A 15837-nucleotide genomic window follows, 5' to 3' on the forward strand; every position below is an offset into this window, starting at 1 on the left:
TCCTTTTACCCTTGTAATCTAAATTAATTAAAATATCTAATGCTCTAATGCAACGACTTTAAATAACAAATATAAATCATCATCTTCTTCGCTAAGAAGAAAATTTTCCAATGAAATCTGCATATCAGGATAATGATTATCCTTAGCTTGATGGGTATGTGGTATTTTAATGAACGTAAAGGTTTCTTTTTCCCTTATACTTTAATTTCAGGGAGCATAACACCTAAATTTAAACCTGACATCATCCCCTCGTAAGTTGCTTCTTCCAAAGTACGGGGTGCCAAGCAATCTCCAATCTGATGTACAAAAGGAGCCACGCCTTTAACTTGCTCGTAGAGCTCAACATTGGGAACACGGCCAAGGGATAAGACGATAGTATCCCAGTCTTCTATCTCTTCTATATCATGAGAGAATAGATTTCTTATAATAACTTTGTCATTATTAATGCCCCCAAAATCATAGTGCGGCTTGAGAATTACATTTAATTGATACAGTTTCTTTAAATACTCATTACGAAGATACTGATGAATCTCTTGACCGATGTGTAGCTTAGCAGTGATTAGCGTTACATCATTACCTTTTTCTTTTAAGAATAAAGCTGCTTCTATTCCTGCCCAATCACCACCAAAATCAAAGACCAATACCCGTTGTCCCACCGTCTTTGGATTCCTACTGAAAAGATTATCAACTTTTATGACTCTAGGATCCTTTACTCCTTCTACATGCGGCAAGTAAGGTCTTGACCCCACTGCACAGATAATGGCATCAGGTTTTAACTCAGTTAGGTACTCATAGTTAACTTTTTGCTCCATCCGTATATCTATTTTACTCGTTGCTAACTTGCGAGAATAATTATCTATCATTGTTTCCGCTAATTCTTGTCGCATTGGGGCTCGACGCATAGTTTGTAGTAGCCCACCAATTTCCTTGCATTGATCAACCAAAATAACTTCGTGTCCTTGTGAATCTGCGGTTAATGCAGCGTGCAAACCCGCAGGTCCTGCCCCTACTATGACCACACGTTGCTTTATTCTTGAATGCTGTTTAAGCGGCAGTAATTCCTGCTCTTTCCCAGCCATTGGATTCTGTACACAACCTATAGTAAGTCCTTTATGATAATGGCCAATACAGGCTTGAAGACATCCTATGCAAGCGTCGATAGAATTAACTTCTCCCCTTTTGGCCTTGTTGGGCATTTCTGGATCGACAATCAAAGCCCTAGTCATCCCTACTACATCGGCTTTACCTGTAGCTACAATTTGCTCAGCTTCAACAGGATCAATTACCCGAGTTCCAACAAAAACGGGAACTGCCCCTGCCATCCGAATCTTAAACGCATGAGGAGCATTATAAGCATGCTTCATAGGCGAAGCTGGTGCAATATGAGTTGAACCTGAATAGGTACTTGAGTCTCCAGATGTAACATCTATAAAATCAAGCTGAACTCTTTCTACCAAATATTCAACAATCTTGACTGCGTCTGCTACAGTAGTACCATCCAAAGTCATTTCGTCTGCACTCATCCTTATTCCTACCGTAAAATCTTTACCTACCTCTTTCCAAATACGTTCCAAAAGTTCTATAGTAAACCTCATACGATTCTCAAAAGATCCACCGTATTGATCCGTTCGGTGATTGGTATGGCTAGACCAGAATTGTGAGGGTAAATACCCGTGTGAGCAAGCAATTTCTACCCCGTCAAGTCCGGATTCTTTAGCTAATTTAGCAGATAAAGCAAACCCTTCAATAACTTCTTCAATATCCTCAAGACTCATAGGTCTAGGCATAGCACCAAATCGCAAACTGGGTTCTGCGGATGGAGCCCATGCAGGATTACGATAATCTTTCGCTATCACTTCTCTTCCTCCGTGAAAAAGCTGAACAAATACTTTTGTTCCATAGTTATGTACTTGTTCTACAATTTCTGAATAAGCGGGTATTATTTTTTTGTCGTATCCCGCAATGGTTTGCCCCGTCAGCATTCCAGATTTATGCACTGCAGCGGCTTCAAGAATAATAAGACCTACACCACCTTTAGCACGGGCAACATGGTAGGCCGTCATTTCTGATGTAGGTATACCATCAACTACATGATTTGTTTGATGAGCAGTAATCATAATTCTATTTTTAAGTTCTATTTTCCCAATTTCAATACTACTGAATAGGTTCTTAAAATTTGTCATGCGATTTTCTCCTTCCTGTATAAGTGATTATGGTGATAACAGAAAACATTTACCAACAAATATACTTTTTGAATTCCAGTACTTTTCCATCAAACAACAACAATTTTTTGTAAGGGATAGTTAATGAAAGAGGAAGTAGGTTTATACCCACTTCCTCCTCTTAATTGTTATTAGGTACGAGTTCTGAATGCATGATATTTATGATTTAACTGCTGCTCGTTTAACATTGGTTGCCTGTTGATCGACTGTAAGGTCGTCTTTAAGCACTACACCATAAAGGTTTACTGCTTGCTCTTTTGAAACAATATTATTTCGTACATCTTGCGAGACCAGTTTCGGATCACGACTCAAAGGGTCGCCCCAGCCACCACCACCTGTACTCTCAAAAACAAACGCTTCACCTGGCTGGAATTGAATTCCACCTAACATCGCTGAATGCCATATTCCATCGTCTGCCATTCCACCAATAGTCTCCAGTGAACCATTGAGTGACTTACGCATTTGTCGTTGGCGTGCTGAATGCAATCCTCCATTAACTCCTGGGGAACCTTCACGTGTTCGCGAACACTCCATCCAAATTATCTCGCCACGCCCAAGGAATTCTATTTCAACATGCACACCTACACCACCACGATAACGTCCAGCTCCCGCCGAGTCAGTGCGCATTTCAAAGGCATTGTAACGAATTGGGAACAATAGTTCAGCAATTTCAGCAGGTAGATTTTGACAATTCCCAAGAGGATCCATTGTTACATGCATTCCATCATGATTAGGTGTGCCCCCCCATCCCCCAGCAGGTAAATCAGTAAAGACATGCAATTCACCAGTTTTTGGGTCAGTTGCACTTGCCACGTACCAATTAGCATCCGAACAGGTCGGAGCAACAATGAGATCAGGAATAGCCTGACCCAAAGCCATCCATATTGCTGCAGTAATCTTTGATGATGCTACCGTAGTACATCCGAGCGTTGGTGCTGGCCATTTTGGATTGAGCCATGTATTCTCTGGAATGTTCAAGTCGATTTGGCGATACATTCCAGCATTAGCTGGTGCCTCAGGATTGAGAAAGAACTTTAAAGAATAGTAAACTGCCGAAGCCGTGTTAGCATAAGGTGAGTTAATTGGACCAATAGCGGTTGGATCACTTCCTGTAAAATCCACACCAATCCGATCACCCGCAACAGTAAGCTTGACACGTAGCCGAACTGGATCATCGATAAACCCATCGCTGTCAACGTATTCACTCGCTTCGTACACGCCATCAGGAATTTGATTAATTGCTTCTATAGTAACTTGTTGAGTGTAATCAAGAATTTCACGCATCCCCTGTCGAAGAACATCAACTCCGTACTTATTGGCGAGTCTTATGAATTCATCACGAGCTGCTCGAAGAGCTCCAAGTTGTGCGTTGATGTCACCCTCAATATATTGAGGTGTGCGTGAGCTATTCCTAATAATGTTTATTAATTCGGTATTTGGTTTCCCTCCCTTGTAGAGCATTGAAGGCGGAAGACGCAGACCTTCCCCAGCGATATGAGTATCGAAACCACCACCTACATCGGTCCAGTGCGCACGGCTGACTGCAAAGCCGAGCAAAGTTCCTTCATTAAACACCGGCATGGTCATCGTAACATCGGGAGTATGAGTGCCACCATCATAAGGATCGTTTAAAATGATGACATCATCAGGACCCAACTCTTCTATTGGGAATTGTTTAAGTGAAGCTCGGGCACTGAAGTGCATGGCAGCAATATGAACAGGACAGTTAGCGGTCTGACCAATTAAATTGATGTCCGGGTCAAAAATAGCATTGGAGTAATCCACCATGTCATAAATAATTGGTGAGAATGATGCCTTTTGCAACACTTGGCTCATTCTCTCGCATGTATATTCAAATGAACGTCGAAGAACTTCAAATGTAATTGGATCAAGCTGACGCTGTACGGAGTTTGTATGGATGATTGTCATAGTACACCCTCCTCAGTGGTAGTAACGTAACTACCATTTTGATTCACTTGCTCTTCATTAGTGATAATAATATTGCCATACTTATCTATTTGAGCCAATGCATTGAGCGGAAGAACAATTTCACTGTCCGCTTGTTCTATGATTGCCGGACCATTAATCTGTTGACCATTACAAAGCAAAGTATGGTCATGTACCTCTACCTTGTAGTGCTTGCCACCAAAGTAGACTTTGCGATGATCCTTAACAGATAGTGCGTTAATCTGGTTACTTGCCCCCATTACTGCCTCTAAATCGATGGACTCTGTTCTGACAATTTGACCATATCCCGTGACACGTAATGTGACAAATGCAACGCCGAAGGATTCTGATGATACGCCATATTCACGCTCGTGCACTTCGTGGAAGGCAATAGCTATTTCATCTAATATGGATGTATTCAGTTCTCCATTAGGTACTGGGGTAGCTACTTCATATGATTGTCCAATATAGCGCATCAGGGCATTTCGCTCCAATGTAATCTTCTCTGGTTTAATTCCATCATTCTCGAGTAATTCGTGACATTCTTTTTCTAGTTTAGTGAAAGCAAGTGTTAATTCACTCGGAGATAGACCTTTTACTGGTGCATAAAAAGTCGCTTCAAGATCATGACGCACTTCCATCGTAGCGGCTCCAAATGCACATGCGACACCAGCAAAGGGAGGAATTAGAATTCGATTAATACCGGCTGCCTCGGCAACCCTATAGGCATGTAGCCCGCCGGCTCCTCCAAATGCAACAAGTGTCTGATCGCGGGGATCACGACCTCTGTCAGTTGAAACCATGCGAATTGCTCCTGCCATATTCTCACAGACGATTTCGATAATACCTTCTGCGCAATCAAGAACAGATAACCCTAGTGGTTCCGCAAGAGTACTTATAGCGGCTACAGCAGCATCGTATTCGAGTTGAAATTTACCACTTAATGTTCGGTTTAAACGTCCAAGAACAAGATTTGCATCTGTGACTGTTGGACGGCTGCCCCCTCTACCGTAGCAAGCTGGTCCCGGATCTGCTCCGGCACTTTGTGGTCCAACACGTAACGATCCACCCTGATCAATCCACGCAATTGACCCACCACCGGCACCAATACTTCGGATATCGAGCATAGGCGCAATAATCGGCATCTCCCATTCGAATTCATATTCGTCTGTTATCAGACCACGGCCATTCTCCATCAGGCAAGCTTCAAAACTAGTGCCACCTACGTCCGTAACAATCATATTCTGCGTGTTAAGTAAATTACTGAGAAATGCTCCTGCTGCAACTCCACCTGCTGGTCCTGACGCAATCAATTCTTCAGGACGCTCTTTGGCTGTAGAACTTCGCATCATACCACCATTACTTTTCACTATGAAAAGCTTTGCTGTTGATCCCGCCTCAGCTAGACAATCTTCCAATCGAGTGAAGTAATCACTCACAACAGGGAATAGGGCAGCGCGTGTGGCAGTCGTAACAAAACGACCTAGTTCGCGAATTTTAGGGCGTGTCTCTGAAGACAGAGCAATCCGTGCATCCGGAATCCTTTCTAGAATTATCTCTCTCATCGCTTGCTCATGCCGGCCACTTACATATGAGTTAATAAACGCTATAGCAATATTCTTGACGCCAAGTGAAGCAATGTGTTCAGCTACTTTTATTGCTTCCTCACGGTCGAGGGGCTTTACTGTCTTCCCATCGGCTCCCAATTTTTCGCTCACTGTGAACCGCTGACTACGGGAAATCAATGGGCGGGATTTAACTTGATAAGGATCGTATAGGTAGCGACGGCGTTGCCGCCCAATTTCAAGTGTGTCACGAAAACCAGCTGTCGTCACTAATGCAGGTTCGGGATATTTTCGTTCTAATAAGGCGTTTGTTCCAATGGTCGTCCCATGAATGATTGTGCTAATTTCCGAGGGGTCAATACCTGCAGATGAAAGCGCATTCATAAATCCGATTACTGGATCATTCGGCGTAGTAAGTACTTTTGCCGTGCGTACGCGATTTGTTCCTGTGGCTTGCTCATCCCATGCGAAAAGATCAGTAAAGGTTCCACCAACATCAATTCCAACTTGTAACATTTGCCGTCCTCCTCTTATTTGTTTCCATCCGGTTTACATAATCTCATTAGAGACTGACGATATAATTGCAATTCACTAACCATCTAGTATAATGGTAACAATTGCAATAATGAAAACTATCATTATATTGAGTATATTCTAACAATAAATATTCTTCTATACGTCTAAATTATAGTAATCTTTATTTATTTCATACGATAGGATGAATGCTTATGACAATTACTATTCAGGACCTTGTTAATAACCCACACTTGAAGACGCAAGTTCTTGCCGGGTATGGGGGATTAAAGCGAGAAGTTACTTGGGCACATGTATGTGAATTATCGGATCCTACTCCTTGGTTAAATGGAGGTGAATTAATCTTGACTACTGGGTTGGCTATTCCACGTCCTGGACAAGAGCAGAAGGACTACATAAAGCGTCTTATAGATGCAAAAGTAAGTGGAATATCAATTGCGGGAAGAATGTATGCTCCTGAAATGATTAATCCTCTTCTCTCTGAAGCCGACCGCAATGGCTTTCCAGTCCTGTTGACAGCTTATGAAGTCCCGTGGATTACAATTACACGGACTGTGTCTGATGCTAATTCACATAAAGAGCATGCACGATTATTACAGACGTTACGAATTTATGAAGTTGCGCGTCAGGCTTTTCATAATACTCCACCGTCTGGTATAGTCAAAACGCTTAGCAAGATTATTAATTGTTCGCTTTATATAATAAATCCAGTTAACAGTAAACCCCTATTTTTTGAAGGCAAGTTACCGAAAAATGTTACAGATATACTTAAAGCGGTCCGTCCACTCAGTACATTTGATTCTCCTGCTATACAACGTATAGAGTGGAGAGGAGTTCAAGCTTTACAAGTGCCAATTCCTACTTCACGACCCGCCATTCTACTGGTCTTTAATCATCCAACAGGTATACCCGATAGTATCGTATTAAGTCATACTGCGACCGTTGTGGGATTGGCAATTGAGAAAGATACAGCCATACATGAACGTCAACGACGAGTGGGAGCTGAAATAATGGAGGGATTAATTGATCAACGACTTACACCAGATTCAGCCAATTTCTTGTTAGCTAATCACGGACTAGGAAAAGAACCACGGTGCATCGTCGCTTGCTCTGCGGGGACCCAGCCTTTTGAGCACGAGTGGCTACATCTTCAGTTGAATGCATGCAATATTCCCCATTTGTTAACTCTAAGAGGAAATGTTCTGGTTGCTTTACTTCCTGCCAATGCAGAGTCAATTTCTAGCTTAAAATGTGAATTGCAAACAACAAATATATGCTTTGGTATAAGTAATAATTTTGATTGCCCTTCACGTGTAGCAGAAGCATATCAAGAAGCTTTATGGGCATTACGTGCAGCAGAGACTTATAATAAAACCTGTATGTTCTACAATGAAGAGTCTCCCGTATCACCATTTTTGCCTAGAGGCAGAAGTGAAACTAAAGAACTGGTAGAGCAAGTAATTGGAGACCTTTTAGCATATGATAAGACACATAACAGTCAACTAGCAATGACTCTTTATATCTACCTTCGTGAGAATCGCTCTTGGAAGAATGCCTCAGAAAAATTACACATACATAAGCAGACATTAGTATATCGAATTAACCGAATAGAAGAAATGACGGAACGTCGCCTAAATGTTACCAATAATGTTGCCGAACTTTGGTTAGCTTTAGAAGCAGCTATAATACTTGGTTTACTGCCTGAACTATCTTAAAATACCTTAGAGTTATCTCTAAAATAAAGCCGATATTGGCGAGCCTCACAATCCTACCACCACGAAATAATAGGAGTAGACACATAGCGCATGCACGTATAGGAAGATTATTATAGATTTTCTAAAAAGTGAGCATTTCGAGTATTTTTAAATAGGCTGGCGCATTTGTATTTTTTGAGAGTTTTGAATGATATTCTAGCTTACCTAGTCAGTTGAGCTACACTCAATAGCAGTGTGTATCTTGTTCTCAAACCCCTCTAACTGATATTCATCTAATATTGGCCAAAGTACTCCTTAAACAGAGTGCTTTTTTGTATTAATGAGATAAACCCGAATTTGCGGTAACATTTTAAAGATTCTAGCGTTATATCTGACTATTCTTCAGAAAATCATAAATTTGCAGAATACAAATCAAATAATTACGCAAAGAAGTAATTATTGGATATGAAAAGTTGTTAGTATCATTAGGGCAATCATTAAATGTCAAAATTAGATCTATGGTAAATTAAATTCAAGAAGCTGCTGGTCTTCAGCAGCTCATTATATTGACATTTAAAAAGAGCAAACTCATTTAAGAGTCTGCTCTTTAAATAATTCGAAAATATCTCCGTCACTCAAGAGGTTTTTTCCTTTGGAAATTTGGAGGCTTACCGATCTAAAACATCTTTTTCATACGTCTATCAAAATAAGATAGAAATTTACTGTTAATAATCAGTATTATGTAAACTGCTGATTCATCTAATATTTTGCCCTATTGTGTTCCATAGTTCCTAAACGGAATATAGGAAAACCTAGCTATATGTAAATAAGAAGCATAAAGCTCATCAAACTCTTTCTAGTCTTTTAGTAGCCTACAAACCACTAATTAATCGATTTAACCCTCTTCACCTTAGCCATTGACAATCACCAAATGTGGCAGTACTCCTTTTTACGAGTACATGGCCACATATAAAAATTGAAAACACCGTTCTGATTATTCGAACGGTGTTAAAAATAGTTAATCTTTATTGATTTTTGATTTTCCTTCCAAAAATCTCTTAAATTCCACTTTAGTTATATTTGATTTCATTGCTTTTTTTACTAACTCAACCCATTCTTCAGGAAGATCTTGATCCCTGTTTTCTTTTGTTGTCATGTTTATCCTCCTTTTAAGGGCATGATTTTCTTTACCAGTTATCTGTTTTATCTAATAATTGATCAATGTCAAATGTATCGAGATGGAATCGAATTGACTCTTCGGCAATTCTTCAGTAGCTAAAAGCAATTGGTCAATATCTATTATAGCCAAAACAATTCGCCTCCCTTTTAGTCACTTTTACCATCATTAAATATAATAAACATTACGTTTAATAGTTAATTCTTTTGAGGGTATCATTTGATCGGCTACACTAAGTAGGACAGATAAAATGAGGGCTGTTGTTTTGGAGTGCCAAGAGGGTTTTGGGTATGGTGACCCTATCAACTCCTTAAATTCCTTCCACTACGTTACAGTCAGCCATTTACCGTTGACAGGGGCGTTTTTTTTATTTCTTTTACGATTATAGGGATTGTACCGATATTAGATTGATCTAGATGTGAATTTAAAATAAAGTTCGACCGATTAATAAAGTTTGACTGTGTTGAAATTTACTGTACTCTAATTATTAGAGGAAAATTAGTTCAATATATTAATAAAGTTAATTGATTGGGTACCATCAAATATGAACCTTTTATTATATTTTCGTCTCTTTACCATAGTATAGAAAAAGCCCATGTATAATTTTTTACCCATTCTTAAGCATTTCGTTGGACTAATCCAATCCGTCGTACTCAAAAAAAGGGGGGCCCATTTTGCTTACTCCACCATCAGACAACAAATATAAACACTTACATTCTTGCTAACCCTACTTGAGCTATGCAGAACGCCAAGTTTGTAAAAAAAAAACACCCCTTTACCGACAAGGTGATGTGGGACCACTTATAGAATTTTGAAGAAGTGGGAACAGGAAGAGTTGCTAAATATCAAAAATAGAAAAATTTACATTCTTAAACCATCTATACTCAAGCAATATGTGATTTCTCATTAAACTTGAAACCGCGCATTCAAAAAATAACCTTCTATGTATTAAATGATCAAACCTTCGTTTAAACATATTTTCCTTTTCAAATAGATCGTAGAGCATTGAACCTGCCGCTTAATGCACCCCTTTTACAAAAGCCCTTTGGTTGTCATCCTAAAATGAAAGAAAGGGCTAAACCCCCTAAGTATGAATGTACTTATAGCTCAGCCCTTTTGATATCTAAATTTTCCCATGTGCATTTTTCGGTATAAATAACACAGATAATGAAGCTATGACCCCCGCAAAAGCAAAAACATAGAAGTTCATCACAAGATCGAATTTCCAAGACATAAACAATCCAACCAAAATAGGACCTAAAATAGCTCCTATCCTACCAAATCCAAGTGCCCACCCTAAAGCTGTAGCACGATTATCCGCATCAAAATATTTGGAAATATATGCATTTAAGATCAACGTTGTTCCGATGGTTCCAAAACCAGCGACTCCTACAAGGCTATAAACAATTAGCATCGATGATTTTAAGCTTAATAAAGCAATTGAAATTCCCGCCAGGAAATATGAAATACTGATCACTTTTTTTGAGCCCCAGCGATCTGCTGCTACACCAGCTAAAAGAGCACCCGCGGCTGCTGAAAGGTTAAGCATCAACAGAAGTCCTAGACTCGAACCAAGCGGATAACCAGCTTCTCTCATCATTTTAGGTAACCATGTTGTCAATCCATAAATCATAAACAATCCCATAAAAAAGGTAACCCAGAAAAATAAAGTTGCCCGAATGTTCTGTTTTGAGAAAAGTGTCGCTATCGTGTTGGATTTACTTTTCCCTTTCTGCCCTTTATCCGAAGACTTATTTTCTTTAATGGGCTCGATAAAAATATTATAGCGGTTGGCAATACGCTCTGCCTCTGTGTATCTATTTTTAGCTACGAGAAAATCGAGTGATTCAGGCAGATATTTGAGAATGAAAGGAACAACGAGAATCGGCGCTCCACCAACCAAAAACATTAATCGCCAACCATATTCGCCTATGAAAAACATTGAAATTAGAGCCGAAAATACACCGCCCAATGCATATCCCGTATACATTATCGCATACATCAGTGACCTGCGTTTAATAGGAGAATATTCAATAGTTAAGGCAGAAACCGTAGGAATGATACCACCGCATCCAATCCCCCCAATAAAGCGATATAATCCGAACATTTCAGGAGAAGATGCCGTAGCCGATAGAATCATCATTATAGAAAATAGAGTCAAACAGAATGCCAATATCTTTTTACGTCCAAAAATGTCAGTAATAGTTCCCACACATACTGCTCCTATTAGCATCCCAATGAGGGCATAGCTTCCAATAGAACCCGCCTGCGCTGAAGATAATGACCATGCTGGATACTCCATTAACGTTGGAAGTACAGCACCGTAGATAGCTAAATCAAAGCCTTCTGCAAGCATGCAAAACCAACAAATGGTTACAACAAGATAAGTAATACCAGGAATTGATTTACTTTCCAAATTACTCAATTCTTGTCGAAAATTTGTTTCGTTCTTCGAATAAGAGGGATCTACTGAATGTGAATTTCGGCTCATTTAAACAGCTCCTTTTGATAATTAGTGCTCATTATTATCATTAAATTGTTTCCGTTATCTGTCGTAGATGCTTCTAATCCTCAACCATCTTACATTTTAGGGAATTCAATTAACTTGTTATCTTGCTATTTAAAAATGAAACCGTCTAGAAGTTTGGTCAGATACTTAATTGAAAATAACGCTGGGCCTCTTCAACAATCTCGTGATTTGCTAATTTTTCTTTTATAAGTTCTTTTCCTTTGACTATGATTAATGTGTCCCCTAGAGGTGATACGTCCCTCTTCCGTCACCTTAGAAAGGAAATAATTCTTATTAAATATAGATTGGGGAGATGTTTCGGTCAGAACACACATTTGGTAGATACTGTCTATCGTCCATTTATTTAGAGGAACTTCAAACCGATACAAAATTCCCATACTGCGCACAATTTTCTTATAGAGATCTTCTGTATTTAAAGAGAGGGGCTTTTTATTAAGGATGTCTAGGTTCTCAAAGAGTACGTTAAGAACATCAGATTGAAAAACTAACATGTATGAATAAAAAATTGGAACAGCGCAAAGTAGAAACTACTAAGAACCTTAATGTTTTCATAGATTCAGTAAAAACATTAAGGTTTTTGCTCTATTTACAGGTGAATGATACACTCCCTAATTCTGCAAATTGAGAGTGGATAGAATCTCCTGGTTGGAAGGCGATAGCTTCGGATATGGCGCCACTTAGCACAATGTCCCCTTTCTTTAAGCCCTTTCCGATTTCCCCCATTTTATTAACTGCCCAAGCAACGGATGTGGCAGGGTGTCCCAACACAGCCGCACTTGCTCCCACCGTAGCTACTTCCCCGTTTTTAGACATAACCATTCCTAGTTCCGCCAAATTGAGACTAGTGGGAGACATCCATTTATTACCTATTACAAAGCGAGCCGAAGAACAATTATCCGCAATAACATCCACAAGGGTGAATTTAAAATCTAAATATCGGCTGTCGATAATTTCAATTGCCGGAGCAACATATTGGGTTACACTCAATACATCAGCTGCGGTAACATTGGTTCCCTGAAGATCTTCTCCAATAAAGAAAGCGATTTCCGGTTCGGCCTTCGGATGAATGAGTTGATTAAACTCAAGCGGGGCCCATTCGAAAGCAAGCATATCATCTGTCAAATAGCCGTAAATGGCTTCGTGAACCCCCATCATCTCCTGTTTGGCCTTACTTGTTAAACCCAGTTTCAATCCAATTCGCCGAGCACCTTCTTGTTCTTTTTGTTGAATTAATTTCTCCTGTAAGAAATACGCTTCTTCGAAAGTCAAGTTTGGATATTTATCTGTGATTTTTGTAACTTCCCGGCGTTCCTTTTCCGCTGATAAAAGATATTCAACGATTTCTAGATCTGCTCCTTGAGTAATAGCCATTATCGCACCCCCAATTTTTGGGATTTAGCCAATTCAGCGGCCACGTCAAGAATCATGTCTTCTTGACCTCCAACCACGTTTCTCTTTCCAAGTTCCATTAGGATATCCCTCGGATCAAGGCCAAACCGCTTGCTCGCCCGCTCTGCATGAAGGAGGAAGCTGGAATAAACACCGGCATACCCCAGAGTAAGACTTCCTTTATTAATCTCCTGTGCTCGAGGTAACAATGGTCCCACAACATCCTCAGCAACATCCATCATTTTATAAAGGTCAATCCCTACCTGGATTCCCATTCGATCCAATACAGCCAATAAAACTTCCGTCTGTGTATTTCCTGCTCCTGCCCCTAAACAGCGAATGCTTCCATCCAATCGCGTGGCTCCCTCTTCAATGGCCACAAGCGTATTTGCAACCGCAACGGATAGATTATTATGGCCGTGGAAACCAATCTCAATATCTAAGGACTCACGTAGAGCACTGATTCTCTCACGAACTTGATCAGGTAAAAGAGCCCCCGCTGAATCAGTTACATATACCGCTTGGGCACCATAACTTTCCATCAATTTGGCTTGCTCCACCAGCTTCTCTACAGGAGCCATGTGAGCCATCATTAGAAAACCTAATGTTTCCATTCCAAATTCTCGTGCCATGCTAATATGCTGAGAGGATACATCCGCTTCTGTTACATGCGTCGCAACCCTAACCAACCCTGCACCTATATCATGGGCCTGTTTCAGATCATGAACGGTACCAATTCCCGGCAATAACAGGACCGCAATCTTTGATTGCTTAGACTCTTCAACAGCAGCTTCAATCAATTTCATTTCATCAACAAGCGAACGACCGTATTGAAGAGTCGAACCTCCTAATCCATCGCCATGACTAACCTCGATGTAGTGCATCCCTGCATCATCAAGAGCACGCGTAACTTTGCGAACCTGTTCTTCCGTATATTGATGTGCCATAACGTGACTACCGTCGCGTAAACATACTTCTGTGATTTTAATGGGTTTGTCGCTTTTGCTATTCATCTGTGGTCACCTATCCCTTCCTGCCTATTCTTCACTTGAAGCCAGTTCGACTGTTGCCTGGTTCAATATATTACGTGCAAAATCTTCTGCTACACGTGTCGCTGCAGCAGTCATAATATCTAAGTTCCCTGCATAGTTCGGGAAGTAATCTCCTGCTCCTTCTACTTCAACGAAGACCGTCACTTGATTTCCTTCAAATAAAGGTTCCTGTTTAAGTCGATACCCCGGCACATATTGCTGTACAGTTCTTACCATTTCATAAATAGATTGATGAATCGCTTCTTGATCCATATTCTTTACTTCGCAATAGACAGTGTCACGCATGAGAATCGGAGGATCAGCCGGGTTAAGTATAATAATGGCCTTTCCACAATCTGCTCCCCCCACTTCTTCAATTCCTCGTCTTGTAGTAATCGTAAATTCATCTATGTTGTCACGTGTCCCCGGTCCCGCACTTTCGCTTGAAATCGTAGCAACAATTTCTGCATAGGAAACGTCTGCTACTTGATTGACAGCATGTACAATGGGAATCGTTGCCTGGCCGCCACATGTTATCATGTTGACATTCCTAGCATGAAGGTTAACACCCAGATTGACGGCTGGACTCACAAAAGGTCCTCTGGCAGCCGGTGTAAGATCAATCGCCAATTTCCCCAGTTCATTTAAGACTTTTGCATGTCTTACATGCGTTTTGGCTGATGTCGCATCAAAAACAATCTCTGCTAAATCAGGGTTATCTACTAACCCCTGAATTCCGTTTGCGAACACCCGATACCCTCGTTCTTTCGCACGTTTTAATCCGTCAGATTCGGGATCAATCCCAAACATAGTAGTTAATTCTATTACTTCACTTCTTTCCAACTTATACATAAGATCGGTACCGATATTACCTGAACCGATAATCGCTGCTTTAACTTTATTCACATAAACTACCCCCATTTACTCAAAAGCTACAGAAACCGAACCAAGAGGGCCAAAATGAGCTGAAATGGTATCCCCTTGCTTAACAGTCAATGCTCCAGAAAGTGCTCCAGGCAGAATTAACTCACCTGCTTTAAGCTGAATACCAAACTCGTGCAATTTATTCGCCAACCATGCGATCGCCTGTGCAGGATGCCCAAGTGCAGCAGCCCCAGAACCTGTTGCTACGAGCTCTTCATTGTTATAAAGAGCCATACCAACACTACGTAAATCTAAACCATCTATCGTACTCCTCTTGTTCCCAACCACTACTTTAGCTGAAGAACCATTATCGGCGACAGTATCTATTAATTGAATCTTCCAATCAGTAATACGACTATCAATAATCTCAATCGTGGGTACCACATACTTAGTAGCCATTAATACATCCAGATAAGTGACGTTCGGACCAACTAGATCTTGTCCAAGGATAAAACCAATTTCCGCCTCTACTTTCGGACTAATCATATCGCTAATTTTGACTTTCTCCCCATCTTTAACCTCCATATCATCTAACAAATGGCCATAATCCGGTTCATTGACTCCTAGCATTTTCTGCATTGCCACACTTGTAAGCCCTACTTTCTTACCAATAACCCAACGTCCTTCTGTTCTCTTTTTCTCCATGACTTTTATCTGAATTTGGTAAGCGTCGGTCACACTCAATTCAGGATATTGCTGTGTAAGTGGGTCTAGTGGCTGCTTACTTCTCTCTGCTTCTATCAATTTATCTGCTAATGCTTCTAATATTAAACTCAAGAGAATCCCCTTCCTTCCTTAGATATAAAGAGTGACGCTTAGCCACT

General features: G+C 40.4%; 10 protein-coding genes. 1 reads left to right on the plus strand and 9 read right to left on the minus strand.

Annotated elements, in window-relative coordinates:
* Positions 1-194 precede the first annotated feature (194 nt).
* From JFV29_RS12650 to JFV29_RS12660, 3 genes are all read right to left on the minus strand, one after another.
* The gene (locus tag JFV29_RS12650) at positions 195-2183 is read right to left on the minus strand and encodes an oxidoreductase (RefSeq protein ID WP_201184031.1); all 1989 of its coding nucleotides are present in this window, start codon (positions 2181-2183) and stop codon (positions 195-197) included.
* A gap of 198 nt (positions 2184-2381) precedes the next feature.
* Positions 2382-4151 carry a hydantoinase B/oxoprolinase family protein gene (locus JFV29_RS12655; protein ID WP_201184034.1) on the minus strand — a complete coding sequence of 590 codons (1770 nt, stop codon included), beginning with the start codon at positions 4149-4151 and terminating at the stop codon, positions 2382-2384.
* On the minus strand, positions 4148-6250 hold the full coding sequence (locus JFV29_RS12660) for a hydantoinase/oxoprolinase family protein (protein ID WP_201184037.1): 2103 nt from the start codon (positions 6248-6250) through the stop codon (positions 4148-4150). The genes JFV29_RS12655 and JFV29_RS12660 overlap by 4 nt, the downstream gene beginning before the upstream one ends.
* Positions 6251-6462: 212 nt before the next feature.
* On the opposite strand from JFV29_RS12660, the gene JFV29_RS12665 reads away from it, so the two are divergent.
* A complete protein-coding gene (locus JFV29_RS12665; protein ID WP_201184040.1) occupies positions 6463-7983 on the plus strand; it encodes a PucR family transcriptional regulator in 1521 nt (506 codons plus the stop codon).
* Between the two features lie 997 nt (positions 7984-8980).
* Here JFV29_RS12665 and JFV29_RS12670 read toward each other — a convergent pair.
* From JFV29_RS12670 to JFV29_RS12695, 6 genes are all read right to left on the minus strand, one after another.
* Positions 8981-9118, minus strand: a complete 138-nt coding sequence (locus JFV29_RS12670) for an anti-repressor SinI family protein (RefSeq protein WP_201184043.1) — start codon at positions 9116-9118, stop codon at positions 8981-8983.
* A gap of 1144 nt (positions 9119-10262) precedes the next feature.
* On the minus strand, positions 10263-11630 hold the full coding sequence (locus tag JFV29_RS12675) for an MFS transporter (RefSeq protein WP_201184045.1): 1368 nt from the start codon (positions 11628-11630) through the stop codon (positions 10263-10265).
* A 621-nt stretch (positions 11631-12251) separates the two neighbouring features.
* Positions 12252-13040 carry a 2-keto-4-pentenoate hydratase gene (locus JFV29_RS12680; RefSeq protein ID WP_201184047.1) on the minus strand — a complete coding sequence of 263 codons (789 nt, stop codon included), beginning with the start codon at positions 13038-13040 and terminating at the stop codon, positions 12252-12254.
* Positions 13040-14071 carry a 4-hydroxy-2-oxovalerate aldolase gene (gene dmpG / locus JFV29_RS12685; RefSeq protein ID WP_201184050.1) on the minus strand — a complete coding sequence of 344 codons (1032 nt, stop codon included), beginning with the start codon at positions 14069-14071 and terminating at the stop codon, positions 13040-13042. Before dmpG ends, JFV29_RS12680 begins: the two co-directional genes overlap by 1 nt.
* Before the next feature lie 24 nt (positions 14072-14095).
* The gene (locus JFV29_RS12690; protein WP_201184052.1) at positions 14096-14995 is read right to left on the minus strand and encodes an acetaldehyde dehydrogenase (acetylating); all 900 of its coding nucleotides are present in this window, start codon (positions 14993-14995) and stop codon (positions 14096-14098) included.
* Between the two features lie 15 nt (positions 14996-15010).
* Complete coding sequence (locus JFV29_RS12695) at positions 15011-15790, minus strand: 2-keto-4-pentenoate hydratase (protein WP_201184055.1); 780 nt, start codon at positions 15788-15790, stop codon at positions 15011-15013.
* Positions 15791-15837: the final 47 nt, after the last annotated feature.

It is taken from the genome of Peribacillus sp. TH16, from assembly GCF_016651095.1.
Taxonomy (GTDB): Bacteria; Bacillota; Bacilli; order Bacillales; family DSM-1321; genus Peribacillus; species Peribacillus butanolivorans.